The organism is Oceanospirillum beijerinckii DSM 7166 (genome assembly GCF_000422425.1).
In the GTDB taxonomy this organism is placed as follows: Bacteria; Pseudomonadota; Gammaproteobacteria; order Pseudomonadales; family Halomonadaceae; genus Oceanospirillum; species Oceanospirillum beijerinckii.
Genome location: NZ_AULT01000027.1, coordinates 42,709 through 56,711, shown reverse-complemented (window position 1 = coordinate 56,711; position 14,003 = coordinate 42,709). Strand labels below are relative to the sequence as shown.

The window sequence follows — 14,003 nt, the reverse complement described above, 5'->3', positions numbered from 1 at the left end:
TCAGAAAAGTATCAGCTGAAACAAAGTATTATGATGGCTTAGGTTTCGGTGGGCCGTGCTGCATACAGGTTCGGGACAGCACAAAGAGTTAAGGAATCAAATTATGGTGCGCAAGCTGGCGGGTACTCTAGCAACGGTGGGCTTATTAGGCAGCCCGTTGGCGTTAGGGCTTGGACTTGGTAACGCTGATTTACAGTCATCGTTAAATCAGCCGTTAAAGGCAACGATACAGTTATCACAGACTCAGGGAGTTTCGGCTTCCGATATCAGGGTGATGCTGGCGGATGAAGATGCCTTTGCAAGGGCTGGTTTACAGCGTCAGTTCTTCCTGCAAAACCTTGATTTTGTTGTTCGTGATGGGGCTAGGGGGCCTTATATTGAACTGACCAGTCAGGCAGCCGTTAAAGAACCTTTCCTTAATTTACTACTCACCGTTGAGTGGCCTCAGGGGCGCTTGCTACGGGAATATACCTTCCTTCTGGATCCTCCTGCTTATGACAGCACAACGGTAGGGCAGCAGTATGCCGCTCAAACATCCGTGCCAGCTACTATCGATTCCCAACCTTTGGCTGCACCTGCAGCCGGTCAGCTAGTCGAAGAGGGTGCCCGCAGAATTAAAGTTGGCCCAACTGATACTCTGTGGAGTCTGGCTCGCCAAAACCGACCGAATAATAACATTACCATTAAGCAGGCGATGTTGGCGATTCAGGATGCCAATCCTGATGCTTTTCCATCCGGTAACATTAATGATATGGAAGCAGGTAGCACCATCCTGATTCCAAATGCCCAGGCGATGACGAAGCGGGACTCTTTGGCAGCAATCCGAGAAGTCGCGAGGCAAAATCGTGAATGGGTAACTTTGAAGTCAGCTTTAACACCTAAAACAGCTCCAGCCCCTGTACCAGCCAAACCAGCTACACCCAATGTAGAACAGGATAAGCTGAAGTTAGTTGCTGAGCCAGAAACAGAAAATACTCAGGATAATAGTAAAGCGGATGAGTTAGCTAAAGAGCTGGCTTTAAGTAAAGAAAGCTTGGATAAATCGGAGCGGGAAAAAGCCGACTTATCAAGCCGTCTTGATGATTTACAGAAGCAGATAGGTACCTTACAAAAGCTGATTCGTCTGAAAGATGAGCAGTTGTCAGCGATGGAAAATATGCTGGCTAAACAAAATCAGTTGTTATCCAGCAAAGCTCCTGACACTGATACTAAATCGGAGGCGGTGCCAGAGCCAAAGGTTGATTTGACTCTGCCTCCAGTTGCATCAACCAGCTCAGCAGCGGTAACCGGTGCGGTAAGCGCTCCGGCCATCGGTCTTGACCTGGCAGCGGAGGCTCAGAAACAGCAGGAGATGCAAAAAGAAGGTGTGACAGACTCTTCTTCAGCCAATGTGGTTGAGGAAAAGAAAGAGATCAAACCTTTCACCATTGATGAGTCAGACCAGAAGGCGGCTGAGAGCCCGAGTTCTCCTGAAGAGCCTGGTAGCTTCATAGAGAATAATATGATGGCTATCGGTGGCGGTATTGCTGCTGTATTAGCTGCGGTGTTGGGCGTGCTTGTTATGCGTCGCCGTAAGGGGGGTAATGACAAGAATCAGGAAAAAGGTCGCTCTAACGACGATAGCTCCATGGGTGATCTTGCTATGGGAGCGGGAGCTGGTGTTGCAGGTTTAGCAGCAGCTGATGCATTATCCGATGATTTACCGGATGACTTAAGCTTGGATGATGATCTGGGCGACGACTTAAGTCTGGATGACGATCTTAGTGGCGATTTGGGTAGTGATCTGAGTGATGATTTAAGCCTGGATGATGACCTGGGCGATGACTTAAGTCTGGATGACGATCTTAGTGGCGATTTGGGTAGTGATCTGAGTGATGATTTAAACCTGGATGATGACCTGGGCGATGACTTAAGTTTGGACGACGATCTTGGTGGCGATTTGGGTAGTGATCTGAGTGATGACTTAAGCCTGGATGACGACCCAAGCGATGACTTAAGCCTGGGCGACGATTTGAGCCTGGATGATGATATTGGTAGAGATTTGGGCGGTGATTCCAGTGATGAGATGGAACTGGATGATTTAGATCTTGGCGACCTGGGTGATGGCTCTGGCGGTGATATGGAGTTGGATGATCTGGACTTAGGTGATTTTGATCTGGATGAAGAACTGGATTTAGGTGACCTGGGTGATATATCCGAGGAGGGCGTAAAAAAGCAGCCAGCTGAGTTAACAAATGAGATCTTGTCTGCACCGGAAGCTGATATAGATGCGTTAACTCAGGATAATGAAATAGACATTGGCGCTGAGCTGGATGATTTGAACGATCTGTCGGACGAAATGGCAACGTCAGAGATCGATATGAGTGCCGAGTTAGACGACTTGTCAGATTTATCTCTGGATGACTTTGAGCCGACAGAAGAGCTCTCCCCGGTTGATAATAGCGCCGAGTCTAATATTGAAGTGGACTTAGATCTGGAAGATGCCTTTGATCCTCGCATTGAAGCAGATATCGCAGTTGATATTGATGCTGAGTTATCTCAGGTCGAGGAAGAGTTTGATTCTGATTCTGAGTTGCTCAACGAGTTGGTCTCTTCGGATATTGGAGAGGATAATGCCGACTTGGTGATCGGTCTGGACGATATTGTTCCAGAAGATGATATTGTTCCAGAAGATGATATTGCTGAGGAAGCCTCCGTTGCTGACCCGATACAGGATGCTCAGCAGTACATGGAGTCCGGTCAATATGAGCAGGCAGCAGGTGTTCTGCAGGGTGCGCTGGGCGAAGATGAGGCTAATAATGAGCTACGCCTTAAGTTTATGGAAGTGCTGGTGGAGCTTGAAGATGAAGCCACCTTTGACCATGAGCTTCGTCAGCTTCAGTCCTCTGGTGATGTCTCGGCACTAGAATCTGCATTGTCTTTACAGCAAAGTCTATATGATAAAGTACAGCCTGTAACAGATGTATCTGATATCGATATAGCAGACCTGGATATGGGTGGTGAAGGTGCCCGGGGCCTATCTGATGAGTTAAACGTAGCTGATGAGATTAAGCCGGAAGACCGCTTTGATCCTATGGATCTTGTTGAGCTGGATAGTTCGCCTGGGAACAGCGATGAGGCGGTGTTAACCGATGATTTTGAGTCTATCGAAGAGTCTTCAGAGAACCTGAGTGCTGACTCTATCTCTGGTTTTGATGATGAAGATTCCATTGATCTTAGCAAAGAGCTGGATGCGCTCGAACGGGACTTTGGCCGTTACTCAGAAGAGCATTCTGAGCAGCTTGCATCTGTTGCCGATACAGAAGGCTCTGAAAGTGATGAAGATGAACTGGCAGATTTTGATATAGAGCTGGTTGATCTGGACTTTGGTGATGATATCGAAGAGCAGGATAGTTCACCTCAGATGAACTTGGAATCCCAAGATTTAGGGCAGCCTGAGCCTCTGGATCAGGACGATTTTGAGTTTGGTGAGCTAACCGATGAAAGTGCTGAAGCAGATGATCTGGATTACCAGTTTACTGGTATTCAGGACGCTTTGCGTTCTGATACAGAAGAATTCCTTGAGGATCTGGATGATCTGACCATGGGGGCCAGTGAGCTTGTTAATCTCGACAATAGTTCCGATTTGGAGTTGGAAAGCCTGGAAGATCTGATGAGCATGGATCTGGCTGATGATGGCCTGGATGTTCTCAGTGATTTAGATGACCTGGATAACCTGTCCCCGTCGCTGGAAGGGCTTTCAGCTGATTTAGACGAGTTGTCGCCTGCAATTGAGGGGGGGCCTCAATATCAGGGGGGGTCTGACGAGCTTGATGACTTGGGTGATATCTCAGAGATCACCATGACAGAAGATGATCTTCTGGGCGATGAAGATGATGAACTGCTTAATATCGATGGTATTCTGGATGAGAATGAAGATCCATCGATTAAGTTGGATCTGGCTCGTGCATATATCGATATGGGTAATTCAGCTTCGGCGATGGAAGCGTTGCAGGAAGTTTTGCAGCGTGGAAACCCTGAGCAAATGGAAGACGCTCAAAAACTGATGGAGAAGCTGAAAGGCTAATATGAGCGAATTTCCAATTTTTCCCGATGATAATGGTCGTCCGGGCCGTTACGCTCTCAGCATTGAGTATAACGGTGCTGGATACCATGGCTGGCAAGCCCAGCAACCCGGTGTACGCAGTGTTCAGGAAACCCTGGAGGGTGCTCTGAGTAAGGTGGCTAATGAGTCTATCCGTGTGATGTGTTCCGGTCGTACCGATACAGGCGTACACGGCTCTAATCAGGTCGTGCATTTTGATACCACTGTTAAGCGTTCCAGTAAGGCTTGGGTCTACGGTACCAATACTAATCTGCCCGATGATATAGCAGTACGTTGGGCAGTGCCTGTCAGTGATGATTTCCATGCCCGTTATTCAGCTATCGCACGTCGTTACCGTTATGTAATCTATAACCAGCGTATCCGTCCAGCGCTGATGCATGACCAGTTAACCTGGTATGATCAGCCTCTGGATGCCGATAAAATGCATCAGGCGGTGCAGCTGCTCTTAGGTGAGAACGACTTCTCCTCTTTTCGTGCAGCGGGTTGTCAGTCCAATACACCTTGGCGCAATATCGAAGAAGCGAAAGTGTTTCGCCACGGTTCTTTAGTGATTATGGAGATCCGGGCCAATGCTTTTGTCCATCATATGATCCGTAATATCGTCGGTGCTTTGTTGCCTATCGGTAGCGGTGAAAAGCCGGTGGAGTGGATGGGTGAGCTATTAGCCCTGCGGGATCGAGCTCAGGGGGGCGTAACCGCCAAACCCAATGGTTTGTATTTTGTTGAGGCGATCTATCCCGATGAGTTTGAATTACCTAAACTGCCATTAGGTCCACATTTTCTCAGTATGTTGTAGTTTTTTCAGCATGTTGGTGTTTTCTCTGTATGCTTTCACTTTCTCAGTATGATTAAATAGGTGCTTGTGACTAAGGTTGTTGTACGGTTGTCCGGCTTGTTCCGGCATCTGATAAACGATGCTCTAAACAAGCCTGATCCAGAAGAAGATTATGTCGAAAACACGCGTTAAAATCTGTGGTATTACCCGGCTGGAAGACGCCCTGACGGCGATTGAGGCCGGTGCCGATGCCTTGGGTTTTGTCTTTTATCCACCCAGTCCCCGTTATATTGAGCCGGAAGAGGCTGCTGAGATTATTGCTCAGCTACCGCCTTTTGTGACTACCGTTGCCCTGTTTGTAAATGAACCGGAGGCGGAGGTTTTTCGTATAACGGCACTGACGCAGGTGGATCTTTTGCAGTTTCATGGTGATGAAAGTGCAGATTACTGTCAGCAATTTGGCCGTGCGTGGATCAAAGCTCTGCGAGTACGTGATGCCGACAGTTTGCAACAGGATCTCAACCAGTTTCAGGCCGCCAGAGCCATTCTGCTGGACAGTTACCGTCCCGGAGTGCCTGGAGGCACCGGGGAGACATTTAACTGGGAGTTGATCCCGGCCCAGTCTGCCCAAGCGATTATATTAGCCGGGGGTTTAACTCCGGAAAATATCAGCACAGCCGTTCAACAGGTTAAACCCTATGCTGTTGATGTCTCCGGCGGTGTTGAAGCCAGTAAAGGGATCAAAGATCCCGTTAAAATTCATGCATTTATTAGAGGTGCAAATCCGTGACCAAGGCGAACACCTATGCTGAACTGATGCAACTGCCAGACGATAGAGGCCACTTTGGCCCTTACGGCGGTCGTTTTGTTTCAGAAACGCTGAGCTATGCGTTAGAAGAATTAGAAGCTACTTATAAAAAGTTGTCGGCTGATCCTGATTTTCAGGCTGAGTTTGATAAAGATCTGGCCCACTACGTGGGTCGTCCTTCGCCACTTTACCACGCAGAACGATGGTCACGGATGCTGGGTGGAGCGCAGATTTATCTGAAGCGCGAAGATCTGAATCACACTGGTGCACACAAGGTGAATAACACCATCGGCCAGGCGCTGTTGGCAAAATATACGGGTAAACCCCGTGTAATTGCTGAAACAGGTGCTGGTCAGCACGGCGTTGCGACAGCAACTGTAGCGGCTCGTTTAGGTCTGGAGTGCGAGATCTATATGGGGGCGGAAGATGTGCAGCGTCAGTCTCTGAACGTGTATCGTATGAAGCTGCTGGGGGCGAAAGTGAACGCGGTTGAATCCGGTTCCCGTACCCTTAAAGATGCCATGAACGAAGCGATGCGTGACTGGGTGACCAATGTCGACAGCACTTTCTACATTATTGGTACTGTGGCCGGTCCTCACCCTTACCCTCAGCTGGTACGTGATTTTAACTCCGTGATTGGTCGTGAGGCTCGAGAACAGAGCCTGGCCCAAACGGGCCGTCTGCCAGATGCTCTGGTGGCTTGCGTGGGCGGTGGTTCAAACGCTATGGGTTTGTTCTATCCATTCCTGGGTGATGAGTCTGTTGCGATGTATGGCGTAGAAGCCGCAGGTGACGGCCTTGATACCGGACGCCATGCTGCACCTCTGTGTAAAGGTTCACCGGGTGTATTACACGGTAACCGTACCTACCTGATGCAGAATCATGACGGTCAGATTATCGAGACCCATTCAGTATCCGCTGGTCTGGATTACCCTGGGGTGGGGCCTGAGCATGCTTATCTGAAAGATGTGGGGCGTGTGAACTATGTCGCTGCCACGGATGTAGAGGTGCTGAGTGCCTTCCGTGAGCTGACTAAGGTCGAAGGTATTATGCCTGCCCTGGAAAGTAGTCATGCTCTGGCTTATGGCCGCAAACTGGCTCAAACTATGAGCCCTGATCAACAGATCATCATCAACTTGTCTGGCCGTGGCGATAAAGATATCCACACGGTGGCAGGTATTGATGGCATTACGGTGTGAGGTTGATGATGTCCCGAATTGAACAGAAGTTTGCTCAACTGAATGAGCAGGGCAAAAAGGCACTGATTCCTTATATCACTGGCGGTGACCCTAAACCTGAATATACCGTAGGTCTGATGCATGCTCTGGTTGAAGCCGGAGCGGATATGATCGAGTTAGGTATTCCTTTCTCTGATCCTATGGCCGATGGTGAAGTGATCCAGAAAGCCCATGAGCGTTCATTGGCTGCAGGTACTACGCTGGAAAAAATCCTGGAGATGGTAGCGGAATTCCGTCAAACAGATGCCGACACTCCCGTGGTACTGATGGGCTATCTGAACCCGATCGAGCATATGGGCTATGGCAATTTTGCTCATAAGGCAAAAGCGGCCGGTGTTGATGGTCTGCTGATGGTGGATTTGCCACCGGAAGAGGCGGATAACGTGGCTCCTTTGCTAAAAGATGCCGGCATTGACATGATTTTCTTAATTGCCCCTACCACAACAGCGGCTCGAGCGGCTAAAATAGCCAGTCATGCATCCGGTTATCTTTATTATGTTTCTATTAAAGGGGTAACGGGCTCTGCAACACTGGATACTGATGCCGTTGCTGAAAAAGTTGCTGAACTGAAAAAGATTACTTCTGTCCCAGTAGCGGTAGGCTTTGGTATTCGCGATGGAGCTTCTGCTGCCGCCATCAGTCGTGTGTCTGATGGCGCGATTGTCGGTAGTGTGCTGGTTAAGAAGGTTGCTGAGCTGGCTGAACAGCCGGATCAGATTGCCGCAGCCCTGCAGGAGCCTTTGAGCGAGATGCGTACAGCCATGGACGCCTGATCTGAATACAGAGGCCTCTGAGAGAGGCTTCTGTCATCAGGTGCAATAATAGATCTCTGCTGGCCGCCTTCGGGCGGCCTAGCTATTATGACTTTGCTGAAGTAGTAATTATATGAGTTGGCTTGAAAAGATTGTTCCTTCGATCGTTCGCTCCGAACGAAACCGCCGCACCAATATCCCGGAAGGTCTGTGGCGTAAATGCCCTAAGTGTGAATCCGTACTTTACCTGCCTGAGTTAGAGAAAACCCAGAACGTATGCCCTAAGTGCGACCACCATATGCGCCTGACTGCCCGTAAGCGCCTGGGCACCTTCCTGGATGAAGATGGCCGTAGCGAACTGTTTTCGGATATCGAGCCAGTGGATCGTCTGAAGTTCAAAGACTCCAAAAAGTATAAAGACCGTCTGTCTGCTGCGCAGAAGAGCACTGATGAGAAAGATGCCCTGATCGTAATGCGCGGTAAGGTAGAGGGTGTAGAAGTGATCGCCTGTGCCTTCGAGTTTAACTTTATGGGCGGCTCTATGGGCTCAGTGGTTGGTCAGCGTTTTGTTAAAGCCGCTGAACTGGCATTGGCAGAGGGTATTCCCTTTATTTGTTTCTCCGCCAGTGGCGGTGCCCGTATGCAGGAAGCGTTATTCTCCCTGATGCAGATGGCTCGTACCAGTGCCGCGCTTGAGAAGCTGAAGCAAGCCGGTGTCCCCTATATCTCCGTACTGACCGATCCAGTTTACGGTGGTGTATCCGCCAGTCTGGCGATGCTGGGTGACCTGAACGTGGCTGAACCCTTTGCTTTGTGTGGTTTTGCCGGCCCACGTGTGATCGAGCAGACCGTACGTGAAAAACTGCCGGAAGGTTTCCAGCGCAGTGAGTTCCTGTTGGAACATGGCACTGTGGATATGATTCTGCACCGTCATCAGATGCGTGAGCGTCTGGCGGCGATTCTGCGTAAGCTGACCAACCAGCCTTCTGTGGCCGTAGATACTAAGCCTCAGCAAGAAGAATCTAAGCCTGAAGTTCAGGATAAACCTGAGCAGGCCGACGCAGAAGCTGAAGCGCCTAAAGAGTCGGAATAAGATACGATGCAATCCGGTATTGATACAGCAACGGCCAATCTGGAACAGTGGTTGGTCTACCTGGAGGCGGTTCATCCTTCAGAGATCGATTTAGGTCTGGATCGTCTGCGCCAGGTGGCACAGCGCCTGAATGTGTTGACTCTGCCTTGTGAAGTGGTAACCGTGGCCGGTACCAATGGTAAGGGCTCAACCGTGGCGATGCTGGACTCCGTGCTGCGTTGTGCCGGATATAAGGTGGGGTGTTATACCTCACCGCATTTTTTGCGTTATAACGAACGCATCTGTTTGGATGGAGAGCCGGTCAGTGATGAATTGATCTGTCAGGCATTCGCCCGTATCGAGCAAGCCCGCAAAGACCCTGCAGGCGATGAGATCAGCCTGACCTATTTTGAGTTTGGCACTTTGGCGGCCTTTCTGATTTTTGCGGAGCAGAAACCGGATATCGCGGTGCTGGAGATCGGTCTTGGTGGTCGCTTGGATGCGGCTAACCTGATCGACCCTGATCTTTCCATTGTGACTACTGTCGCGTTGGATCATGAAAGCTGGCTGGGCTCAGATCTTGAACAGATCGGTCGTGAGAAAGCGGGTATTTTCCGTCCTGGTGTCCCAGCCCTGATTGGCTCACCGGCTGGTAAAATTCCTAACTCGGTGCGTGAAACTGCCGAAGCTCTAGGATGTGGTGGTATCTATCAGTTGGGTAAAGAGTACAACTGGCTGCCAGAAGGCAGCGGGCAGGATGCTGAGAGCACTTCTGATAGAGAAAAGACTAGTGGTACAGCAAACCTGTCAGAGAAATGGCAGTGGCAACAACTGTCTGAACAGGGTGAACTGAAACAACAGTATCTGAATCTACCTCGTCCCGGTTTGCCAGTGGATAACGCGGCTACTGTGATTCAGGCAGTAAAACTGATGCGCCATTCGGTACCGACAGCTGCGATCTATCAAGGTATTGAACAGGCGTCGCTGACAGGGCGTATGCAGCGTATTGGTCGTTTCCTGCTGGATGTGGCTCATAATCCTCATGCGGCAAACTATGTTGTTCAGCAATTGCATAAACATCAGCAATTGTCTCAGCCTCTTTTCCAGCGACAGGGTGGTAAGCGTATTGCTCTGGTGGGTATGCTGGATGATAAAGATATTGAAGCAGTATTAGATATAACGGCCCCTTACTTTGATCAATGGTATGTTGCTCAATTGGATGGCCCCCGTGCCACTCCTGCCGAGCGTATAGTAAACTATCTTCATAAACAGGGGTGTCAGCACTGTCAGGCTTTTGACTCTGTTAGTCTGGCATTAGATCAGGTTCTGCAGGACAGCCGTGAAGAGGATCAGGTACTGGTCTTCGGCTCCTTCTTTACCGTAGCGGGTGTATTAGCAGAGAAAGAGCGACTGTTACCGTGAAATATGGACTGAAACAACGCATTATTGGCGCTATCTTGGTTGTCTCTATTGCAGTTATTTTCCTGCCCATTCTATTAGATGGTGGCCAGCGTCCGCCCCTGTCTCAAACCACAACCCCAATTCCTGATGCACCGGACAAGCCGTCGATTAAAGTGGCTGCCCCAGACCCTGATGATGTTGATACAGATCGTCAGGCAAAGGCTACAGAAGAAGACCACGGGAAGTCCGCGCTGACAGAGAGAAATACCTTGGCTGCGTGGACACTACAGGCCGCCAGTTTCAAGACAGAAGATAATGCTTTAAGATTGCGAGACCGTTTCCGTAAAGTGGATATTCGCTCCTATGTGCGGAAAAATAAAGCCTATTATGTGGTCTATGCCGGTCCTTTTGCCGATACAGAGAAAGCGGCAAAGACCAAACAAAGATTGAAAACAGAGTTTTCAGTGTCAGCAATTATGGTCAGATATGACCCCATGGCGGATGTGCGGAACTGATGGAAATCGTTGACAGCCTGATTTGGATTGACTGGGTTATTGTGACCGTTACGCTGATTTCAGCTGTATGGGGTATTATCCGTGGCATGGTCCGCGAAGCGATTTCCCTGGCAACCTGGGTTTCAGCTATTATGCTGGGCAGACTATTTGGCCCTCAGATTTCTGAAATGCTGGCAGGCTATATCGAACAGGATATGGTGCGCGGCAGTATCGCTTTTGTCGCGGTAGCTGTGCTTGTAATGATGGTCGGTTCTGTATTATCCAGTGCTGCTAATAAGGTGGTTTCTGCCACAGGCCTTAGCGGTATTGATCGTTTTCTCGGTTTGATATTTGGTGCCCTGCGCGGTGTCGCCATCTTAATTATTTTGATTGCCGTGATCAGCCTGACCCCTTTGGCTGAGGAACCTTGGTGGTCCCAATCCCAGTTTATTCCTATGTTGGAGCAGTTACGTGATCAGGCCGCAGGGCTACTTGATCAACAGCTGAATAGCTAAACGTAATTTAACCAGCAACTATTTGATTTCAGAAGTGACTTAACCCCCCAAGAGGTGATTTTCAATGTGCGGAATCGTCGGCATTGTTGCTAATAGCAGTGTAAATCAGGCCATCTATGATGCCTTAACTGTCCTACAACACCGTGGACAGGATGCTGCCGGTATGATGACTTGCCAGGATGGTCGCTTTTTCCTGCGTAAAAGTAATGGCTTAGTGCGCGATGTTTTCCGTACCCGTCACATGCAGCGTCTGCATGGTAACGTAGGTATTGGTCATGTGCGCTACCCAACGGCAGGTTCATCCAGTGAAGCGGAGTCTCAGCCGTTTTATGTCAACTCACCTTATGGTATCGCACTGGCTCATAACGGTAACCTGACCAACGCTAAAGAGCTAGCCGAGGAAGTATTTAAAACCGACTTGCGTCATATCAACACCACGTCTGACTCTGAAGTGCTGCTGAATATCTTTGCTCATGAGTTGGGCAAGCAGGGTATGCAGCTACGTGCAGAAGATATTTTCGATGCGGTACGTCGCGTACATCGTCGCTGTCGTGGTGGTTATGCGGCGATTGCTATGATCAGCGGCTTGGGCCTGGTGGCTTTCCGTGATCCACACGGTATCCGCCCTGCGGTATTTGGTAAGCGTGTTGAAGCTGAAGGCGTTGAGTACATGGTCGCCTCCGAAAGTGTGGCACTGGATGTACTGGGCTTTGAACTGGAGCGGGATATTGCGCCGGGTGAAGCGGTCTTTATCGATCTGGAAGGTAATATTTTTACCCAACAGTGTGCAGATAATCCAAATCCCCGTCCCTGTATCTTTGAGCACGTTTACCTGGCGCGTCCTGATTCCATTATGGATGGCATTCACATCCATAAATCCCGCATGCGTATGGGACAGAAGCTGGCTGAAAAGATCAAGCGTGAAAACCCAGATCACGGTATTGATGTGGTGATTCCGATTCCTGATACCAGCCGTACTTCCGCTCTGGAACTGGCACTGCATCTGGATGTTCCTTTCCGTGAAGGTTTTATCAAAAACCGCTATATCGGTCGTACCTTTATCATGCCGGGTCAGCAGGAGCGTAAGAAGTCTGTACGTCAGAAGCTGAATGCGATTGACCTGGAGTTTGAAGGCCGTAACGTACTGCTGGTGGATGATTCCGTTGTGCGTGGTACTACCAGTAAGCAGATTATTCAGATGGCCCGTGATGCCGGTGCGAAGAATGTTTACTTTGCCTCTGCAGCACCAGCGGTACGCTATCCTAACGTATACGGTATCGATATGCCGTCTGCAGACGAGCTGATTGCTCATGGTCGTACCGATGAGGAAGTGGCAAAGCAGATAGGTGCAGACTGGATGATCTATCAGGATCTTGAAGATCTGATTGCGTGTGGTAAAGAGGGTAACCCAGAGCTGGAAGGTTTTGATTGCTCCGTATTTAATGCTGAATACGTCACCGGTGATATCGATCAGAAATATCTGGATGCCATTGATGCAGAACGTAACGACAGTGCTAAATCTGATGCCAGTCCAAAAGTAGATGCGGTTATCGATATGCATAACGATGGTACTGAGTGAGGAATAACGATGCCTGATTTTGATATTGATGCTCAGGACTGGGGGCTGGAGACCTTGGGCGTACGTGCCGGTCAAACCCGCTCACAGGAAGGTGGGCACAGTGAGGCCATCTACCCGACCTCCAGTTTTGTTTTTGGCTCTGCGGCGGAAGCGGCAGCGCGTTTCTCCGGTGAAGTACCGGGTAACGTGTACTCCCGTTTTACCAACCCAACGGTACGTATGTTTGAACAGCGTATTGCAGCATTGGAAGGTGGTGAGCGTGCGGTAGGTACTGCTTCTGGTATGGCTGCGATTCTGAGTACTTGTCTGTCTCTGTTGCAATCCGGCGACCATATTGTGGCTTCTCGTAATATCTTTGGTTCCACCGTGAACCTGTTCGAGAAGTATATGAAGAAGTTTGGTCTTGAGATCAGCTATGTGGATCTGGGTGATCTGCAGGGCTGGGAGCAAGCCGCGACGGATAATACCAAGCTGTACTTCCTGGAAACACCATCCAACCCGGTCTGTGAGCTGGGTGATATCGCCAAGATCGCCGAGATTGCACACCGCAAGGGCGCGAAACTGGTTGTGGATAATTGTTTCTGTACGCCGGCACTGCAGCGTCCTCTGGAGCTGGGGGCGGATATTGTTATTCACTCCGCAACTAAATACCTGGATGGTCAGGGCCGTTGTGTTGGCGGTGTGGTTGTGGGCAATAACGATGATATGGAACAGATCTTCGGTTTCGTACGTACCTGTGGTCCTAGTCTGAGCCCGTTTAACGCCTGGGTATTCCTGAAAGGTCTGGAAACCCTGAATCTGCGTATGAAAGCTCAAAGTGAAAATGCCCTGGCATTGGCACAATGGCTGGAACAACAACCGCAGATTGAGAAGGTGAACTACTCAGGTCTGCCGTCTCACCCAGATCATGAACTGGCGAAAAGACAGCAAAGTGCCTTTGGTGCGGTGCTGTCTATCGAAGTGCGTGGCGGTAAAGAGGGTGCCTGGACCGTAGTTGATAATACTCAGATGATGTCGATTACGGCGAATGTGGGTGATGTCAAAACGACCATTACTCACCCAGCCACCACGACACATGCCCGTATTACTCAGGAAGATCGTGATGCGGCAGGCGTAACCGATGGCCTGCTTCGTATCGCTGTCGGTCTGGAAACGCTGGATGACCTGAAAGCTGATCTGGCCCGAGGTCTGGCTAAGATCTAAGCCGCTTGTCCGTGTGGGACTGACCTGACTTGATCTGAATTGTATTTGAGTGAGGTCGAAT

At 49.7% G+C, this 14,003-nt stretch carries 11 protein-coding genes; all 11 read left to right on the top strand.

The window, feature by feature from the left end; all coding sequences use genetic code 11:
* The first annotated feature begins 103 nt into the window (after window positions 1-103).
* Window positions 104-4,066: a motility hub landmark protein FimV gene (locus tag H579_RS0108945; RefSeq protein WP_028300391.1), complete on the top strand. Its 3,963-nt coding sequence runs from the start codon at window positions 104-106 to the stop codon at window positions 4,064-4,066.
* Between the two features lies 1 nt (window position 4,067).
* Window positions 4,068-4,901 carry a tRNA pseudouridine(38-40) synthase TruA gene (gene truA / locus H579_RS0108940; protein ID WP_051227473.1) on the top strand — a complete coding sequence of 278 codons (834 nt, stop codon included), beginning with the start codon at window positions 4,068-4,070 and terminating at the stop codon, window positions 4,899-4,901.
* A gap of 151 nt (window positions 4,902-5,052) precedes the next feature.
* On the top strand, window positions 5,053-5,670 hold the full coding sequence (locus tag H579_RS0108935; protein ID WP_028300389.1) for a phosphoribosylanthranilate isomerase: 618 nt from the start codon (window positions 5,053-5,055) through the stop codon (window positions 5,668-5,670).
* Window positions 5,671-5,696: 26 nt separating this feature from the next.
* Window positions 5,697-6,887, top strand: coding sequence for a tryptophan synthase subunit beta (trpB, locus tag H579_RS0108930; protein ID WP_051227483.1), 1,191 nt, complete (start codon window positions 5,697-5,699; stop codon window positions 6,885-6,887).
* Window positions 6,888-6,895: 8 nt separating this feature from the next.
* Window positions 6,896-7,699, top strand: coding sequence for a tryptophan synthase subunit alpha (trpA, locus tag H579_RS0108925; protein ID WP_028300387.1), 804 nt, complete (start codon window positions 6,896-6,898; stop codon window positions 7,697-7,699).
* 112 nt (window positions 7,700-7,811) lie between these two features.
* Window positions 7,812-8,771, top strand: coding sequence for an acetyl-CoA carboxylase, carboxyltransferase subunit beta (gene accD, locus H579_RS0108920; protein ID WP_028300386.1), 960 nt, complete (start codon window positions 7,812-7,814; stop codon window positions 8,769-8,771).
* A 6-nt stretch (window positions 8,772-8,777) separates the two neighbouring features.
* Complete coding sequence (gene folC / locus H579_RS0108915; protein ID WP_028300385.1) at window positions 8,778-10,172, top strand: bifunctional tetrahydrofolate synthase/dihydrofolate synthase; 1,395 nt, start codon at window positions 8,778-8,780, stop codon at window positions 10,170-10,172.
* A complete protein-coding gene (locus H579_RS0108910) occupies window positions 10,169-10,666 on the top strand; it encodes an SPOR domain-containing protein (protein ID WP_028300384.1) in 498 nt (165 codons plus the stop codon). The genes folC and H579_RS0108910 overlap by 4 nt, the downstream gene beginning before the upstream one ends.
* Window positions 10,666-11,160 carry a CvpA family protein gene (locus H579_RS24970; RefSeq protein ID WP_051227472.1) on the top strand — a complete coding sequence of 165 codons (495 nt, stop codon included), beginning with the start codon at window positions 10,666-10,668 and terminating at the stop codon, window positions 11,158-11,160. The genes H579_RS0108910 and H579_RS24970 overlap by 1 nt, the downstream gene beginning before the upstream one ends.
* 64 nt (window positions 11,161-11,224) lie before the next feature.
* On the top strand, window positions 11,225-12,739 hold the full coding sequence (gene purF / locus H579_RS0108900) for an amidophosphoribosyltransferase (protein WP_028300383.1): 1,515 nt from the start codon (window positions 11,225-11,227) through the stop codon (window positions 12,737-12,739).
* A 9-nt stretch (window positions 12,740-12,748) separates the two neighbouring features.
* Complete coding sequence (locus H579_RS0108895; protein WP_051227471.1) at window positions 12,749-13,942, top strand: O-succinylhomoserine sulfhydrylase; 1,194 nt, start codon at window positions 12,749-12,751, stop codon at window positions 13,940-13,942.
* Window positions 13,943-14,003: the final 61 nt, after the last annotated feature.

Excerpts from the sequence above, each read along its gene's own strand:
- H579_RS0108945 (WP_028300391.1), top strand. The coding sequence starts at position 104 with ATGGTGCGCAAGCTGGCGGGTACTCTAGCAACGGTGGGCTTATTAGGC.
- truA (WP_051227473.1), top strand. The coding sequence starts at position 4,068 with ATGAGCGAATTTCCAATTTTTCCCGATGATAATGGTCGTCCGGGCCGT.
- H579_RS0108935 (WP_028300389.1), top strand. The coding sequence starts at position 5,053 with ATGTCGAAAACACGCGTTAAAATCTGTGGTATTACCCGGCTGGAAGAC.
- trpB (WP_051227483.1), top strand. The coding sequence starts at position 5,697 with ATGCAACTGCCAGACGATAGAGGCCACTTTGGCCCTTACGGCGGTCGT.
- trpA (WP_028300387.1), top strand. The coding sequence starts at position 6,896 with ATGTCCCGAATTGAACAGAAGTTTGCTCAACTGAATGAGCAGGGCAAA.
- accD (WP_028300386.1), top strand. The coding sequence starts at position 7,812 with ATGAGTTGGCTTGAAAAGATTGTTCCTTCGATCGTTCGCTCCGAACGA.
- folC (WP_028300385.1), top strand. The coding sequence starts at position 8,778 with ATGCAATCCGGTATTGATACAGCAACGGCCAATCTGGAACAGTGGTTG.
- H579_RS24970 (WP_051227472.1), top strand. The coding sequence starts at position 10,666 with ATGGAAATCGTTGACAGCCTGATTTGGATTGACTGGGTTATTGTGACC.
- purF (WP_028300383.1), top strand. The coding sequence starts at position 11,225 with ATGTGCGGAATCGTCGGCATTGTTGCTAATAGCAGTGTAAATCAGGCC.
- H579_RS0108895 (WP_051227471.1), top strand. The coding sequence starts at position 12,749 with ATGCCTGATTTTGATATTGATGCTCAGGACTGGGGGCTGGAGACCTTG.